Below are 13,752 nucleotides of genomic sequence, written 5' to 3'. Positions count from 1 at the left end.
CACGGTCACCGCTTCGGCCTGCCGCGCCGGGCCGCCGCGCCCCGCCCGCCGGCCTTGGCTCCGCCGGCCTTCTGGGACCCCGCCCGCTGCCCGCCGGCCTTCTGCCCGCCCGACTTCTGCGCACCGCTGCGCTGCCCGCCGGCCTTCTGCTGCGGCTTGCCCCGGCCGGCCGCCGCCTTCTTCGGTTGCGCCTCGGGCGCCGCCTGCCCGGCCCCGCGCCCGCGCGAGCTGTTGACCGTGCGGCCGCGGACGATCCCGATGAACTCCTCCACCAGGTCCGTCGTCCGCTCCTGCGGCCAGGCCAGCGCCACCTGGGACTGCGGCGCCTCCACCACCGGCCGGTAGGTGAGGTCCTTGCGGTGGTGCAGCCGGGCCAGCGACTGCGGCACCAGGAGCACGCCGACGTTCGCCGCGACCAGCTCGATCGCGTCCTCGGTCCGGTCCGGACGGGCGATGGCGGGGCGCCCGGGGAGGGTGTCGGCGGTGAAGCCGAGGGTGTCGTCGAGCGGGTGGAAGACCACCTCGTCGGCCAGGTCGTCCAGCGGGACCTCCTCGGCGGCGGCGAGCCAGTGGTCCTTGGGGAAGACCACGACGGTGGTCTCGGTGTAGAGCGGGATCGCGCTCAGCACGTCCTTGTCGACGGGCAGCCGGACGAGTCCGGCGTCCGCGCCGCCCTCGCGCAGGGTGCGCTCGCCGTCGCCGAACGGCACCGCGAGGAGCTCCAGCGGAACGTCCGGGAGCCGCTCGCTCCAGACCCGGACCCATTTGCCGGGGGTCACACCCGGGACGTACACGAGCCGGAAGGAGGGGTTCACCTGCATGTCTGTCACAGGGCAAGGCTACCGACCGTGACCGGAAGCGCCCGCGCACTCCCTTACCCTTGTCTCCATGACATCGCTCAAGCAGAAGACCAGCCAGACCATGAAGCCGGCCACGGCGGCCAAGAAGCTGGGGATCTACCTCGACGCGGCGCCGACCGACTTCCAGGAGGGCGTGGTCTCCCGCGAGGAGCTCAACGCGCTGCAGTCCGAGCCGCCGCAGTGGCTCCGGGACCTGCGCCAGAACGGCCCGCACCCGCGCCCGGTGGTCGCCGCCAAGCTCGGCATCTCGATCTCCGGCCTCGCCCGCGGCGGCGTGACGGAGGCGCTCACCACCGAGCAGATCGAGGCGATCAAGGCCGAGAACCCGCTCTGGCTCCAGCACGAGCGCGCCAACCAGGTGGACGTCCGCAAGGAGACCGCCCGGATCAAGGAGAAGCACGAGAAGGAGGCCGCCACCAAGGCCGCCAAGGAGGGCAAGGCCGCCCAGGCCCGCTGACCCGTTCTCCACCGCCCGGCACGGCGGCGCTCCGGCGCCGGTGGCCGGGCCGCTGCACGACGATGGTGCCGGCGTCCGTTCCGACGGGCGTCGGCACCGTCGTGTGCGGGCCCGCCGGACGAGGCCGTACGGCTCGGTCCCGGCCCCCGTCGACGGCGCGGCCGGCACCGGCCCCGGCTGGAACTCCCCTCCCCCCGCCGCGTATTGACCGCGCCGCCGGTCGCTCCGAATAATCGGCGGGATCGGGGCGCCCCACCGGCCTCCCGTGCCGCACCGACCGCACCGGACCAGGGGGACCAGTGATCGAGCAGCCTCAGCACGCCGGACTCGCCGCACTCGCGGACGAGTTCTTCGCCGCCGAGAACACCCACAACCCGTTCGAGGCGACCCTCAGCGGGGTCGAGGGCTACGGCCACCTGGTGCCCGACCCGTCCCGCGCGGCCGCGCACCGGCACCGCGAGGCGCTGCGGGGCTTCGCCGGCCGGCTGGCCGCGATCCCCCTGGACGCGCTGGCCGGAGAGGACCGGATCACCCACCGGGTGCTCGCCCGGCTGATCGACAACGGCATCGGCGGGATCACCCACGGGCTGGCCGAGTTCGGCGTCTCGGCGACCATCGTCGCCCCGCAGAACGAGGCCTTCACCGCGCTCACCATGACCTCCGTCGACCAGGAGGGCGCCGACGCCTTCGTGGAACGGCTCGCCGCCCTGCCCGGCTACTTCGACGCCGTCCTGCGCCGCACCCTGGACGCCGCCGCCGAGGGCCGCCACCCGCTGCGCAGCGGGGTGGACGCCGCCGTCGCCCAGCTGGACGCCCACCTGGCCACCGCCCCGGCCGAGGACAAGCTGCTGCGGCCGCTGGCCGGCCGCCCGGAGTTCGAGCGCGCCCACGCCCTGGTGCGGGACGCCGTCCGCCCGGCGGTGGCCCGCTTCCGGGCCGGGCTGGCCGAGCGGCTGGCGCCGGGCGCCCGGCCGGACGACAAGGCCGGGGTCTGCCACGTGCCCGGCGGCACCGAGGGCTACGCGGACGCCGTCGCCCGCTTCACCCGGCCCGGCCTCACCCCCGAGGAGGTGCACCGGACCGGTCTGGAGGCCGTGGAGGCGCTGCGCGAGGAGTTCGCCGAACTCGGCGGCAAGGTGCTGGGCGTCACCGACCCCGCGGCCGTCCTGACCGCCCTGCGCGAGGACCCGGCGCTGCGCTTCGGGAGCGCGGCCGAGATCGTCGCCCTGGTGGACGGCGCGCTGGAGCGGGCCCGCCGGGCCTCCGCCGACTGGTTCCGCCCGTACCCCATCGCCGACTGCGTGACCAGGGAGATCGACCCGATCGAGGCGGAGACCGCGCCGCTGGCCTACTACCAGCCGCCGGGCCCGGGCGGGCTGCCCGGCACCCACTGGATCAACACGCTGCGCCCGGAGACCCGGTTCAGCTACGAGTACGAGGCGATCGCCTTCCACGAGAGCGTGCCCGGCCACCACCTCCAGCTCGCCGTCGCCCAGACCCTGCACCACCTGCCGCGGTTCCGGCGGAACCCGAGCGGCCAGCTGACCGCCCACGTCGAGGGCTGGGGCCTGTACACCGAGCGGCTCGCGGACGAGATGGGGCTGTACGGCTCCGAGCTGTCCCGGTTCGGCATGCTGTCGCTGGACGCGCTGCGGGCGGTCCGGCTGGTGGTGGACACCGGGATGCACCACTACGGCTGGTCCCGGGAGCGGGCGAAGGCCTACCTGCGGGCCAACACCGCCACCACCGAGGCCAACGTCCGCAACGAGATCGACCGTTACATCGCCTGGCCGGGCCAGGCCACCGCCTACCTGATCGGCCGCCGGGAGATCGTGCGGCACCGCGAGCGGGCCCAGGCCGTGCTCGGCGCCCGGTTCGACGTCCGGGAGTTCCACCACCAGCTGATCGGGCACGGCAGCCTGCCGCTGGCGGTGCTGGAGGAGCTGGTGACGGACTGGATCCTGGAGCACTAGCTAGGCGTCTGACGCGCGAGGGGCCGTCGGGGGCGCGGGCGGCGCGACCCGGGCCCGTGCCGTTGCGGAAACGGTTCCGCGCGCCCGGTGAAGGCTTCCCGCGCCCGGACATGGCGTCACCCACGGGCCGTGGGGGCACGGTAGTGTCCGCCGGCGGGGCCGGGGCACACCCGGCGACCGCCGCTCCCGCACACCCCGATGGAGGAACCGTGCCGGCTCCCGTCCGCCGCGCCCTGGCCATGGCCGCGGCCGTCCTGCTCGCCGCCGCGGCCGCGGGCTGCTCGTCCGGAGGCGACCACGCCGCCGAGGGTGTCGGCTCCGCCCCGGCCGCCGCGGGCGACGCCGCGGCGGCCGCCCCGCCCGCGGCCGCCGCGATCGCCACCGGCCCCGGCCCGCAGAGCAGTTACGACGTCCAGCCGCAGCCCGCGCCGGGCAGCTGCCACTACCGCTACACCGCGGAGAAGCAGCCGCTGCCCGACCTCGGCTGCACGCCGGGCGCGATCAGTCCGGCGGTCACCCAGGACAACCTCAAGGACACCATCTGCAAGCAGGGCGGCTACACCTCGACCATCCGCCCGCCGTCGAACATCACCGGCCGGGAGAAGGCCGAGAACGCCAAGTCCTACGGCTACACCGGCCCGATGGGCGACGCCGAGTACGACCACCTGATCAGCCTCCAGCTCGGCGGCGACCCCAACGACCCGCGCAACCTGTGGGTCCAGCCGCCCTCCCCCGGCCACGTCCCCGGCAGGGGCCCGAACAACCCCAAGGACACGGTGGAGACCCACCTGCACACCGCGATCTGCAAGGGCCAGGTCACCCTGGCCGCCGCCCAGCAGGCGATCGCCACCGACTGGACGACCGCCGAGGCGAGGCTCGCCGTCCGCACCGGCTCCGGCGCCGCCCAGAGCCCGGAAACAGACGCCGACGCCGACGCCGGCGGGGAGTGACCGACCGGGCCGGCGGGGAGTGACCGACCGGGCCGGCGGGGAGTGACGGGCCGCGCCGGCTGGCCCCGGTGGCACGGCTCAACGGCCCAGCACCGCACCGCCGTTGAGACCGATCACCTGACCGGTCAGGTACCCGGCAGCCGGCGAGGCCAGGTAGCCGACCGCCTCGGCCACGTCGGCCGGGGTGCCCGCCCGGCCGACCAGGGTGTCCGCGACCTTCCGGGCGTGGAACTCCTCGCTCCAGCCCGCCCCGAAGATCTCGGTCTCCTCGATGTAGCCGGGCGCCAGCACGTTCACCGTGATCCCGTCGGGGCCCAACTGCCGTGCCAGGCCGAACGCCCAGCCGTGCAGCGCGGCCTTGGCGGCGGCGTACGAGCCCGCCGAGTGCGGGCCGGCACCGCCGCGCTGGGCCGCCGCCGAGCTGATCACCACCAGTCGGCCGCCGGGGCGGCGCAGCCCGTCCTGGAGCGCGGTGGTCAGCAGCACGGCGGTGAGCAGGTTGCCGTCCAGGTCCCGCCGCCAGGACGCCGCCAGCGCGGCCAGACTGCCGTCGGCGGGCGGTGTGACGATCGCACCCGCGTTGTTCACCAGCACGTCCACCGGCCCGAGTCCGGTGATCCGGGCCGCCGCCGCCCCGACCGCCGCCGGATCGGTCAGATCGGCCGCCACCGGCACGACCCGCCCCGGCCCGGCAGCCCGCTCGATCTCCTCCCGGGCCTCCTCCAGCACGGCCGCCCTGCGGCCCAGGATCACCACCCGGTGCCCGTCCCCGGCCAGCCGCGCCGCGATCGCCCGGCCGATGCCCGTACCGCCCCCCGACACCACCGCGAGCCGATCCACCGTCATCACTCCGCCCCCTCGTCCGTCAGCCGGCCGCACACCGGCCACCTTGGCCCGCCCTCGGCGCCACCGCTCCGTCACGCCTCCGGCCGCGTGCGCCGCCCACCCCTACGGGTCCGGCCCTTCTCCCCGCTACCGTAGCCAGCCACGTGGGCGGGCCGGCACCGGGGGACGGGCACAGTGGCACGGACGGGTACCAGGAGCGTCAAGCGCGTCAAAGGAGTCAGGGGCGTCAGGGGCACAGGCGAGGAGGTCCCCGACACGGTGTTCGCCGTGGTGACCGGCGGCCTGACGGCGGTGACCGACGGGTGGCTGCTGATGCACCTCTGGCAGGACGCCCCGCCCCGCCCCGGCACGATCTGCCGCAGGTCACGGCGGCCCTGCTCGGTTTCAGCGTCCTCACGGCCCTGCTGGGCGCGGCCGTCGCCGGCCGGAGGTCGACCCCGCACCGCCGCTGGCGCTGGGCGACGCTCGGCGCACTCCTCGCCCATCTGGCGGCGCTGGGAGCCCTGATCGCCCGCCTCCTGGTCGACCCGCCGGGGATCCTCGCCGCCCTCCTCTGGTAGGCCGCACCAGAGCCGCCGGGCCGTCGACCGTCGCGGGCGGTCGGCCGGCCCCGCCGCCACCCTCATTTCCGACCGATCGTCAGCCTGGCTGTGAGGTCGAGTAGTTCGGCCGCCCGCAGCACCCGCCCGCCGAAGCCCGGCAGCGCGACGTGCAGCGGCTCGGTCCAGCGCTCCGGGATCGCCGCCGCCCCGTACCGGGCCCCGGCCAGGCCGCCGGTGACGGCGGCCACGGTGTCGGTGTCCCCACCGAGGTCGATCGCCGCACGCAGCGCCTGCTCGAAGCCGTCGGTGGTGCGCAGCGCCCACACCGCCGAGCCCAGGCACGGCCAGACCGCGCCGTTGGCCTCGGTGGCGCGCTCCGGGTGCCAGTCGGGGGCGAGGACGGTGGCGTAGCGCTCCCGGTGGCCCGGGTCGACGTGGGTCAGGACGGCGGGGAGTTCGGCCAGCGGGTCGGCGCCGTCGAGGGCGAGCCGGACGAGCTCGTGGAAGATCGCCGTGCCCTCCCAGGCGGCCCGGTCGCCGTGGGTCAGTGCCGCGATGCGCCGGCCGGCGTCCATGGTGGCCTGCCGGCCGGCGCGGGCGAAGGCGACGGCGGAGGTCGAGGCGCGCATCAGGGCGCCGTTGCCGGCGGCGCGCAGCGTGGTGTTGAAGTGGATGGCGGCGGCGAGGTCCCAGGGCAGGCCGCTGGTGAGGACGGCTTCGGTCTGGACGCCGATGTCGTGCGGCTCGGCGGCGGCCCACCGGAGGAACCGGTCGAAGATGTCGGGGAGGTCCAGACCGCCCCGCTCGACCAGCGACTCGGCGACCAGGACGGCCATCTGGGTGTCGTCGGTGGCCTCGCCGAGGGCCCAGCCGCCGCCCGCCACCAGGTCACCGGGGGTGTCCGGGAAGCGGGCGGAGAAGGCGCCGGCCGGGCCGAACTCGTAGGGGGCGCCGAGGGCGTCGCCCACGGCGGCTCCGAGGACGGCCCCGGCGGCGCGCTCGTCCGGGCCGGTCATGCCACGGGCGGGGTGACCGGGAGGTTGCGCTTGTGCTCGGTGCGGCGGTAGTGGCCGAGGACGGTGCGGAAGACGTCCTCGGTGACCGGCAGTCCCTCCAGGAAGTCGTCCAGCTCGTCGTAGCTGACGCCGAGGGCGTCCTCGTCGGGGCGGCCGGGGGCGAGGTTCTCCAGGTCGGCGGTCGGGGTCTTCTTGACCAGCTCGGCCGGCGCGCCCAGCGCCTCGGCGATCGCCCGCACCTGGCGCTTGGTCAGGCCGGACAGCGGCATCACGTCGGCCGCGCCGTCGCCGAACTTGGTGAAGAAGCCGACGGCGGCCTCGGCGGCGTGGTCGGTGCCGACGACCAGCCCGCCCTTGGCGCCCGCCGCCGCGTACTGGACGACCATCCGCTGGCGGGCCTTGACGTTGCCGCCGACGAAGTCCTCGTGGCCGTGGTCGTCGTAGGTCAGGCCGGCGGCCTTCAGGGCGGCGAGCGCGCCGTCGGTGGCGGGCTTGACGTCGACGGTCAGCACCTCGTCGGCGCGGATGAAGCGGAGCGCGAGCTGGGCGTCCGCCTCGTCCGCCTGGACGCCGTACGGCAGCCGCATCGCGGTGAAGGTCACCTGGCGGCCCTCGGCCCGCAGCCGCTCGACGGCGAGCTGGCAGAGCCGCCCGGTGGTGGTGGAGTCGACACCGCCGCTGATGCCCAGCACCAGGCTGCGCGCGCCGGTGGTCCGGACCTGCTCGGCCAGGAACTCCACCCGGCGCTCGGCCTCCGCCGCGGGGTCCGGCACGGGGGCGACGCCGAGGGCACGGGCGATCTCCCGCTGGACGTCGGCGGGCAGGGGCTCGGTCATTCCGACTCCTCGGGACGGTGGGTACGTGACGCGGTCACGAGGATACGACCACCGCCGACGCGGCCGTCACGGGCGGGGGCCTCGCGGGGCTCCGCGGGGGCCGCCGGGGCCGCCGGGGCCGCGGCTTTCGCGAGCTATCCGGGTTTCGCCGGCTCGTCCGGTTCCCCCGCCGCGTCCGGCTCTCCCGTCCTGTCCGGCTCTCCCGGCCCGTCCGGTTTGCGCAGCGAGACCGGCGGCTGCGGCCCCGGCGCCAGGTGCGTCAGGATGTCGAGCACCACCCGGCCGTCCACCGTCTCCTGGGCGACCAGCAGCGCCGCCAGCTCGTCCAGGTGGTGCCGGTGCTCGGTGAGCAGGTCGAGGGCCCGCCGTTCGGCCCGGCGCAGCAGCCGGGCGACCGCCTCGTCCACGGCGCGCTGGGTCTGCTCGGAGTACGGGCGGCGCAGCAGGTCCTCGGGGTTGTCGCCGAGGTAGTGCGGGGTGCCGCTGGAGTAGCCGACCGGGCCGAGTTCCGGGGAGAGGCCGAACTCGCGGACCATCCGGGTGGCGACCGAGGTGGCGTTGGCGAGGTCGTTGGCGGCGCCCGTGGAGCCCTCGCCGAAGACCACCAGCTCCGCCGCCCGGCCGCCGAGCTGGACGGTGAGCAGGTCGGTCAGGTAGCCCTCGCTGTACAGGTGCCGTTCGGCCTCGGGCAGCTGCTCGGTGGCGCCGAGGGCGACGCCGGCCGGGAGGATCGTCACCTTGGCGACCGGGTCGGCGTGCTCGCACAGCGCGGCCATCAGCGCGTGTCCGGACTCGTGCACCGCCACGGCGTGCCGCTCCTCGGGGAGCAGCGCGTTGGAGGACTCCCGGCGGCCGAGCAGCACCCGGTCGCGGGCGGCGTCGAGGTCGTCGGCGGTGAGGGTGGCCCGGTCGGCGCGCACGGCGTTGATGGCGGCCTCGTTGACCAGGTTGGCGAGGTCGGCGCCGGAGAATCCGGGGGTGCCGCGGGCGAGCCGTCCGAGGTCGACGTCCGGGCCCAGGGTCTTGCCGCGGGCGTGCACGGCGAGGATGGCGGCCCGCTCGGCCTGGTTGGGCAGCGGGACGGTGACCTGCCGGTCGAAGCGGCCGGGGCGCAGCAGGGCCGGATCGAGGGCGTCCGGGCGGTTGGTGGCGGCGATGACGACGATGCCGGTGCTCTGGTCGAAGCCGTCCATCTCGCTGAGCAGCTGGTTGAGGGTCTGCTCGCGCTCGTCGTTGCCGCCGATCCGGGTGCCGCCCGCGCGGCGGCCGCCGACGGCGTCGATCTCGTCGATGAAGATGATCGACGGCGCGCGTTTGCGGGCGTCCTCGAAGAGGTCGCGGACCCGGGAGGCGCCGACGCCGACGAACATCTCGACGAAGCCGGAGCCGGTCACCGAGAGGAACGGCACCGAGGCCTCGCCCGCGACCGCCCGGGCGAGCAGGGTCTTTCCGGTGCCGGGCGGCCCGACCATGATCACCCCGCGTGGCCCCTTGGCCCCCGCGGCGGCGTACCGCTCCGGGCTGCGCAGGAAGTCGACCACCTCGCTGACCTCCTGCTTCACCCCCTCGTACCCGGCCACGTCGGCGAACCCGGTGTTCGGCCGCTCGGCCTCGATGATCTTGGCCCGGGACCGTCCGATGGCGCTCAGGCCGCCGCCCAGCGAGCGGGCGGCCATCCGGCCGGACCAGAGGAAGAGCGCGCCGAAGATCAGCAGCGGCAGGAACAGCAGCAGGGTGGACCAGATCGAGCCGCCGCCGCTGGTCCGGCTGCCGGTGACGGTCACGTGGTGGTCGGAGAGCGCGCTGCTGAGCTGTGAGGTGTCCAGGGCGGTCGGGATCTGGCTGGTGAAGTGGGTGCCGTCCTTGAGCGTGCCGCTCACCCCGCCGGTGTCGCTGACGTCCACGGTCTGCACCTGGCCGGCGTTGACCCGGTTCAGGAAGTCGGTGTAGCCGTAGCGGTTGCCGGGCTTGCCGGGGTTGGAGAAGAGCACCAGCAGGAGCAGCGTGACCAGCACGGCGACGGGCAGCAGCCAGCGGCGCCAGGAGGGCGGCGGGGGCTTGCCCGGGCCGCCGGGGCCTGGTCCCGGGCCCTGGTTGCGGCCCCGGCCCGGGCCCCGCGGCTGGCCCCAGCCCGGCCTGGGGCCAGGGCCGGAACCGGGGCTGGAGCTGGAACCGGGGCTGGAGCTGGAGCCGGGACCGGGCGGGGTCGCGGGGTGATCGGAAGCGCGCAGCCGGATTCGTACGATCATCCACGCTCACCGCCTCTCGGGGGGCCGGACAGCCTCCGCCTCTCCATGGTCGGACGCTCCGCGCCCGGACGGGAGTCCGAGGAGGGTGGGAACGGTCCACCCGGGCGAGAATCGCCCGCTCGGCGCCGGTCGGCGGCACGGACCGGCGGCACGGACCGGCGGGGCGGGTCGGCGGGCGGGTCGAGGTCCCGTGGAGGGCGGTCAGGAGAAGTCGAGCCCGCCCGTCCGGGTCCGCTTGAGCTCGAAGAAGTTCGGGTACCCGGCCAGCAGCCGCACACCGTCGAAGACCCGTACGGCGTCCTCACCGCGCGGAATGGCGCTGAGTACCGGGCCGAAGAACGCGACGCCGTCCACGTGGATGGTCGGCGTGCCGACCTCCTCGCCGACCGGGTCCATGCCCTCGTGGTGGCTCTTGCGCAGGGCCTCGTCGTACTCGGTGCTGTTCGCCGCCTCGGCCAGCTCCTCCGGCAGGCCCGCCGCCACCAACGCCTCCCGGATGACGGTGTCGTCGGCGGCCCGGTCCTGGTCGTGCAGCCGGGTGCCGAGCTCGGTGTACAGCCCGCGCAGCACCTGCGGGCCGTACTGCTCGGCGGCGGCGATGCAGACCCGCACCGGGCCCCAGCCGGTGGTCATCAGGCGCTGGTAGCGCTCGGGCAGGTCGGTGCGGCCCTCGTTGAGGACGGACAGGCTCATCACCCGGAAGTTCAGGTCGAGTTCGCGGTGGCGCTCGACCTCCAGGATCCACCGGGAGGTTATCCAGGCGAACGGGCAGACGGGGTCGAAGTAGAAGTCGACCTTGACGGTGTCGGTGGCGGGCTCGTGGCCGCCGTCGCGGAGCTGGGCGGGGTGCCGGTCGAGGTGCTGGGTGGGCGCGCTGTTCGTCGCTTCGTTCGTCACACCGGAGAGGCTAGTGGGCGAGTGGCCCACTCTCCAGTGCCAATCGATGGCTGACCCAGTGGGCCACTTCTCCATCCGGCTCGGCTGTCTTCCCGGTTGTCCGGCTGCCCGGCTGTCCGGCTGTCGGCTGTCCGCCCGAGCTGCCCCGCGGCCCACCGGGCCCACCGGATCCACCGCGTCCACTGGTCGGCCGCTCAGCCGCAGGTCGTCCCGTCCGCCGGCACCGTGCCGTCCAGCAGGTAGGCGTCCACGGTCTGCTTCAGGCACGGGTTGCCGGTGTTGTAGCCGCCGTGCCCCTCGCCCTGCAGGGTGACGGTCACGCCGACGCCCGCGCCGAGCTGCTGCGCCATCGTGCGGGCGCCCTCGACCGGGGTCGCCGGGTCACCGGTGGTGCCGACCACCAGGATCGGGGCGGCGCCCGGCGCGGCCACCTCCGGGTGGGCGGCCTTGCCGGGAACGGGCCAGCCGGTGCAGCCGGTCAGGCCCCAGGCGGTGAGGGCCCCGAACACCGGGGAGGCGGCGCGGAACCGCGGCAACTGCTGCTGCACGTCCTGGTCGGAGTAGCGCTGCTGGGCGTCCACGCAGCTGATCGCCCGGTTCGCGGCGTTCAGGTTGGTGTAGTGCCCCTGCGGGTCGCGCCCGTTCAGCCCGTCGGCGAGCCGGAGCAGCGTGTCGCCGGTTCCCTGCTCCATCGCCTCGCTGAGCCCGGCGGCCAGCGCGGGCCAGGTCTCCTGGCTGTACAGGGCGCCCGCGATGCCGGTGACCGCCAGGCTCTCGGTGAGCTGCCGTCCCTGCTTGGTGGGCAGCGGCGACCGCTCCAGCTTCTGCACCAGTTCCGCGACCTTCGCGGTGCCCGCGTCGCCGCCCGCGCCGGTCGGGCAGGCGGTCCCGGCCTGGGCGGCGCAGGCTTTCATGAAGTCGCCGAGGGCGAGTTGGAACCCCTGGGCCTGGCCGAGCGCGGACTGCTGCGGGTCCTTCGTCGGGTCGACCACCGAGTCCAGCACCACCCGGCCGACCTGCTGCGGGAACAGGTGCGCGTAGACGCCGCCGAGCTGGGTGCCGTAGCTGATGCCGAAGTAGGCCAGCTTCCGGTCGCCCAGCACCTGCCGCATCAGGTCCAGGTCGCGCGCGGCGCTCTCGGTGTCCACGTACGGCAGCACCGCACCGGAGTTGCGCTCGCAGGCGGCGGCGAAGCGGGCGTTGCCGTCGTCCAGCGCCTTCACCTCGTCGGGGGTCTCGGGGGTGCTCTCGGCGGCGGTGGCGGCGTCCATCGCCCGGTCGTCCAGGCATCTCACCCCGGCGCTGGCACCGACCCCGCGCGGGTCGAAACCCACCAGGTCGTAGCGGGAGTTGAGGGACGCGTAGGTCGCGGCGAAGGCGGGCAGGGTGGCCACGCCGGAGGCGCCGGGGCCGCCGAAGTTGAACAGCAGCGAGCCGATCCGGTGCTGTTCGTCCTTGGCCCGGCTGCGGATCAGCGCGAGGTCGATCGTCGTGCCGTCCGGCTTGCCGTGGTCCAGCGGGGCCTTGAGGGTGGCGCACTGCCAGTCGGCGGCGGGCGCGGTGCCGTTGCCCTGGGCGCTGATGGGGGCGGCGCAGGCGTGCCAGTCCAGTTGTTGGGCGGCCAGTCCGGTGGCTGCGGTGCCGGCCCCTGTGCCGGTGCCGGTGGCCGGGGAGGTCGGCGCGGGCTCGGCGGCGGAGGAGCCGTCGCCCTGGCAGCCGGTGGCGGCGGTGAGCAGCAGGACGGTCAGGCCGAGCGCTCCGGCGCCGCGGACGACGGTGTGCATGGGGTGGGTCCACCTCTCGGTCGGCCGGGCACCCCAGGCGTGCGACAGGGGCTGCGCCTGCGCCCGGCGCTCGGTTCGCCGACGCCCTCAGACCCTAGGGGCCGGAGCCCTCCGGTGCCGTACGGAGACCTCCGGACGGGGGGCGTGCGCCGAACCGGCTGCCACCGGCCGAACGGGTGCGGGCCGATCCGCGCGGCCCGACCTCGGTCTCTCTCCCGCCCTCGCCCGGTTTCCACCCTGCCGATCAGCAGGGTGGAAACCGGGATCGCGCCGCGGGAACCTCCCGATCGGCACATGTGCGACGGGCTGGCAGGACGCAAGGATGACAGCCATCAGGGCCCCGCCGATGGGGCCCGGAAGGAGATGCCGTGACCACCCCTTGCCGGTCGTTCCTGTCCCTGTCGTTCCTGCGCCTGCCGTTCCTGTCCCTGTCGGTCCTCTGCCTGTTCGTCACGGACCGCCGGCGCGCCCCCTCAGCGCAGCACCATGCCCGGGGTTCCCCGCACCGCGTACGCCGGCAGGCGCAGCCCCCCGCCGAGGGCGGCCCGGGGCAGGCTCAGCCCGAAGCGCCGCTCGACGGCGCCGAGGGAGCGGCGTCGAGCGGCGCCGTCAGCCTCCCGGCCGGAGGCGCAGGAGGTCACGCCGTCGGCCTCCAGGACTCCGGCGGCAACGAGGTCCGGCACCAGCAGGTCCGGCTCCTGGCCCCAGCGCCAGCGCTCCTCACCGAGGCCGAAGCCGCACAGCACAGCGCCGTCGCGGGCGTAGTCGAGCAGCGCCGGCCGCTGCTCCGGCATCGGGCGGAAGTGCACCACCTCGGCTCCGTCGCGCGCTATCTCGGTGAGCAGTTCACCGCCGGTGGAGTCCCCGTACTCGATCGCGAACGACCAGCCGGCGCACGTGCCGACCCGGATCACGCCGTCGCCGTCGTCGCCGGGGCGGTAGACCTCGATGTCCAGGCCCCGGATCTCGGCGTCGCTGATCGGTTCGGTCGCGGTGGCCGGGTCGGCGCCCATCCGGCGGGCGAGTTCCTCGGGCGTGATCCCCCGGGCGAAGACGACGCCGCCGGGCTCACCGTCCGGGTCGGGGCCGCCCCTTGGCGATCGACCGGCACCCGGCCGGCCGATCTCCGCGAACCACTGGATGCCGTCGCCGTCCTGTCCCGATCCCCCGTGCGTGCCGTCGGTCATGCCGCCCTCCCCTCGCGCCTGGCCTGCGGTGACCGGCGCGCCGGTGGGCACCCTAACCGACCCGGCAGACACCCGACTGCCGGTCACCTGATCGGTGCCGGAACCGGGCGCGCGCGGGCCGACAACCACCCCTGACCGATCGGAAGGAGGCCTAT

At 75.3% G+C, this 13,752-nt stretch carries 12 protein-coding genes; 4 read left to right on the top strand and 8 right to left on the bottom strand.

Features of this window, described 5'->3' with window-relative positions; genetic code table 11:
- Positions 1 to 5: 5 nt before the first annotated feature.
- Complete coding sequence (locus ACFY0X_RS30005) at positions 6 to 830, bottom strand: LysR family substrate-binding domain-containing protein (RefSeq protein WP_387759235.1); 825 nt, start codon at positions 828 to 830, stop codon at positions 6 to 8.
- A 58-nt stretch (positions 831 to 888) separates the two neighbouring features.
- Here ACFY0X_RS30005 and ACFY0X_RS30000 point away from each other — a divergent pair, with 58 nt between their 5' ends.
- From ACFY0X_RS30000 to ACFY0X_RS29990, 3 genes are all read left to right on the top strand, one after another.
- Positions 889 to 1,317 (top strand): DUF5997 family protein, encoded by a 429-nt coding sequence (locus ACFY0X_RS30000; protein ID WP_387759234.1) that lies wholly within the window; start codon positions 889 to 891, stop codon positions 1,315 to 1,317.
- Between the two features lie 299 nt (positions 1,318 to 1,616).
- Positions 1,617 to 3,290: a DUF885 domain-containing protein gene (locus ACFY0X_RS29995; RefSeq protein WP_387759232.1), complete on the top strand. Its 1,674-nt coding sequence runs from the start codon at positions 1,617 to 1,619 to the stop codon at positions 3,288 to 3,290.
- Positions 3,291 to 3,529: 239 nt separating this feature from the next.
- Positions 3,530 to 4,240 carry a hypothetical protein gene (locus ACFY0X_RS29990; protein WP_387759299.1) on the top strand — a complete coding sequence of 237 codons (711 nt, stop codon included), beginning with the start codon at positions 3,530 to 3,532 and terminating at the stop codon, positions 4,238 to 4,240.
- A gap of 78 nt (positions 4,241 to 4,318) precedes the next feature.
- On the opposite strand, the gene ACFY0X_RS29985 is transcribed toward ACFY0X_RS29990, so the two are convergent.
- Positions 4,319 to 5,086 (bottom strand): SDR family NAD(P)-dependent oxidoreductase, encoded by a 768-nt coding sequence (locus tag ACFY0X_RS29985; protein WP_387759231.1) that lies wholly within the window; start codon positions 5,084 to 5,086, stop codon positions 4,319 to 4,321.
- Between the two features lie 302 nt (positions 5,087 to 5,388).
- Between ACFY0X_RS29985 and ACFY0X_RS29980 the strand changes: the two genes are divergently transcribed.
- Positions 5,389 to 5,646: a hypothetical protein gene (locus ACFY0X_RS29980; protein ID WP_387759229.1), complete on the top strand. Its 258-nt coding sequence runs from the start codon at positions 5,389 to 5,391 to the stop codon at positions 5,644 to 5,646.
- Between the two features lie 62 nt (positions 5,647 to 5,708).
- Here ACFY0X_RS29980 and ACFY0X_RS29975 read toward each other — a convergent pair whose 3' ends face one another.
- From ACFY0X_RS29975 to ACFY0X_RS29950, 6 genes are all read right to left on the bottom strand, one after another.
- Entirely contained in the window at positions 5,709 to 6,644 is a 936-nt protein-coding gene (locus ACFY0X_RS29975) for an ADP-ribosylglycohydrolase family protein (RefSeq protein ID WP_387759227.1), read from the bottom strand.
- Positions 6,641 to 7,480, bottom strand: a complete 840-nt coding sequence (gene nadE / locus ACFY0X_RS29970) for an ammonia-dependent NAD(+) synthetase (RefSeq protein WP_387759225.1) — start codon at positions 7,478 to 7,480, stop codon at positions 6,641 to 6,643. Before nadE ends, ACFY0X_RS29975 begins: the two co-directional genes overlap by 4 nt.
- Before the next feature lie 134 nt (positions 7,481 to 7,614).
- Positions 7,615 to 9,729: an ATP-dependent zinc metalloprotease FtsH gene (ftsH, locus tag ACFY0X_RS29965; RefSeq protein ID WP_387759223.1), complete on the bottom strand. Its 2,115-nt coding sequence runs from the start codon at positions 9,727 to 9,729 to the stop codon at positions 7,615 to 7,617.
- A 201-nt stretch (positions 9,730 to 9,930) separates the two neighbouring features.
- Entirely contained in the window at positions 9,931 to 10,485 is a 555-nt protein-coding gene (locus tag ACFY0X_RS29960) for a DsbA family protein (RefSeq protein WP_387759298.1), read from the bottom strand.
- A 335-nt stretch (positions 10,486 to 10,820) separates the two neighbouring features.
- Complete coding sequence (locus tag ACFY0X_RS29955) at positions 10,821 to 12,410, bottom strand: alpha/beta hydrolase (RefSeq protein WP_387759221.1); 1,590 nt, start codon at positions 12,408 to 12,410, stop codon at positions 10,821 to 10,823.
- A 473-nt stretch (positions 12,411 to 12,883) separates the two neighbouring features.
- A complete protein-coding gene (locus tag ACFY0X_RS29950; protein WP_387759220.1) occupies positions 12,884 to 13,597 on the bottom strand; it encodes a DUF6461 domain-containing protein in 714 nt (237 codons plus the stop codon).
- Between the last annotated feature and the right edge of the window lie 155 nt (positions 13,598 to 13,752).

The sequence above is a fragment of the Kitasatospora sp. NPDC001547 genome, from assembly GCF_042894165.1.
Classification (GTDB): domain Bacteria; phylum Actinomycetota; class Actinomycetes; order Streptomycetales; family Streptomycetaceae; genus Kitasatospora.
Note: the sequence above shows the minus strand (reverse complement) of the source record. Positions and strands in the feature narration are given on the sequence as shown.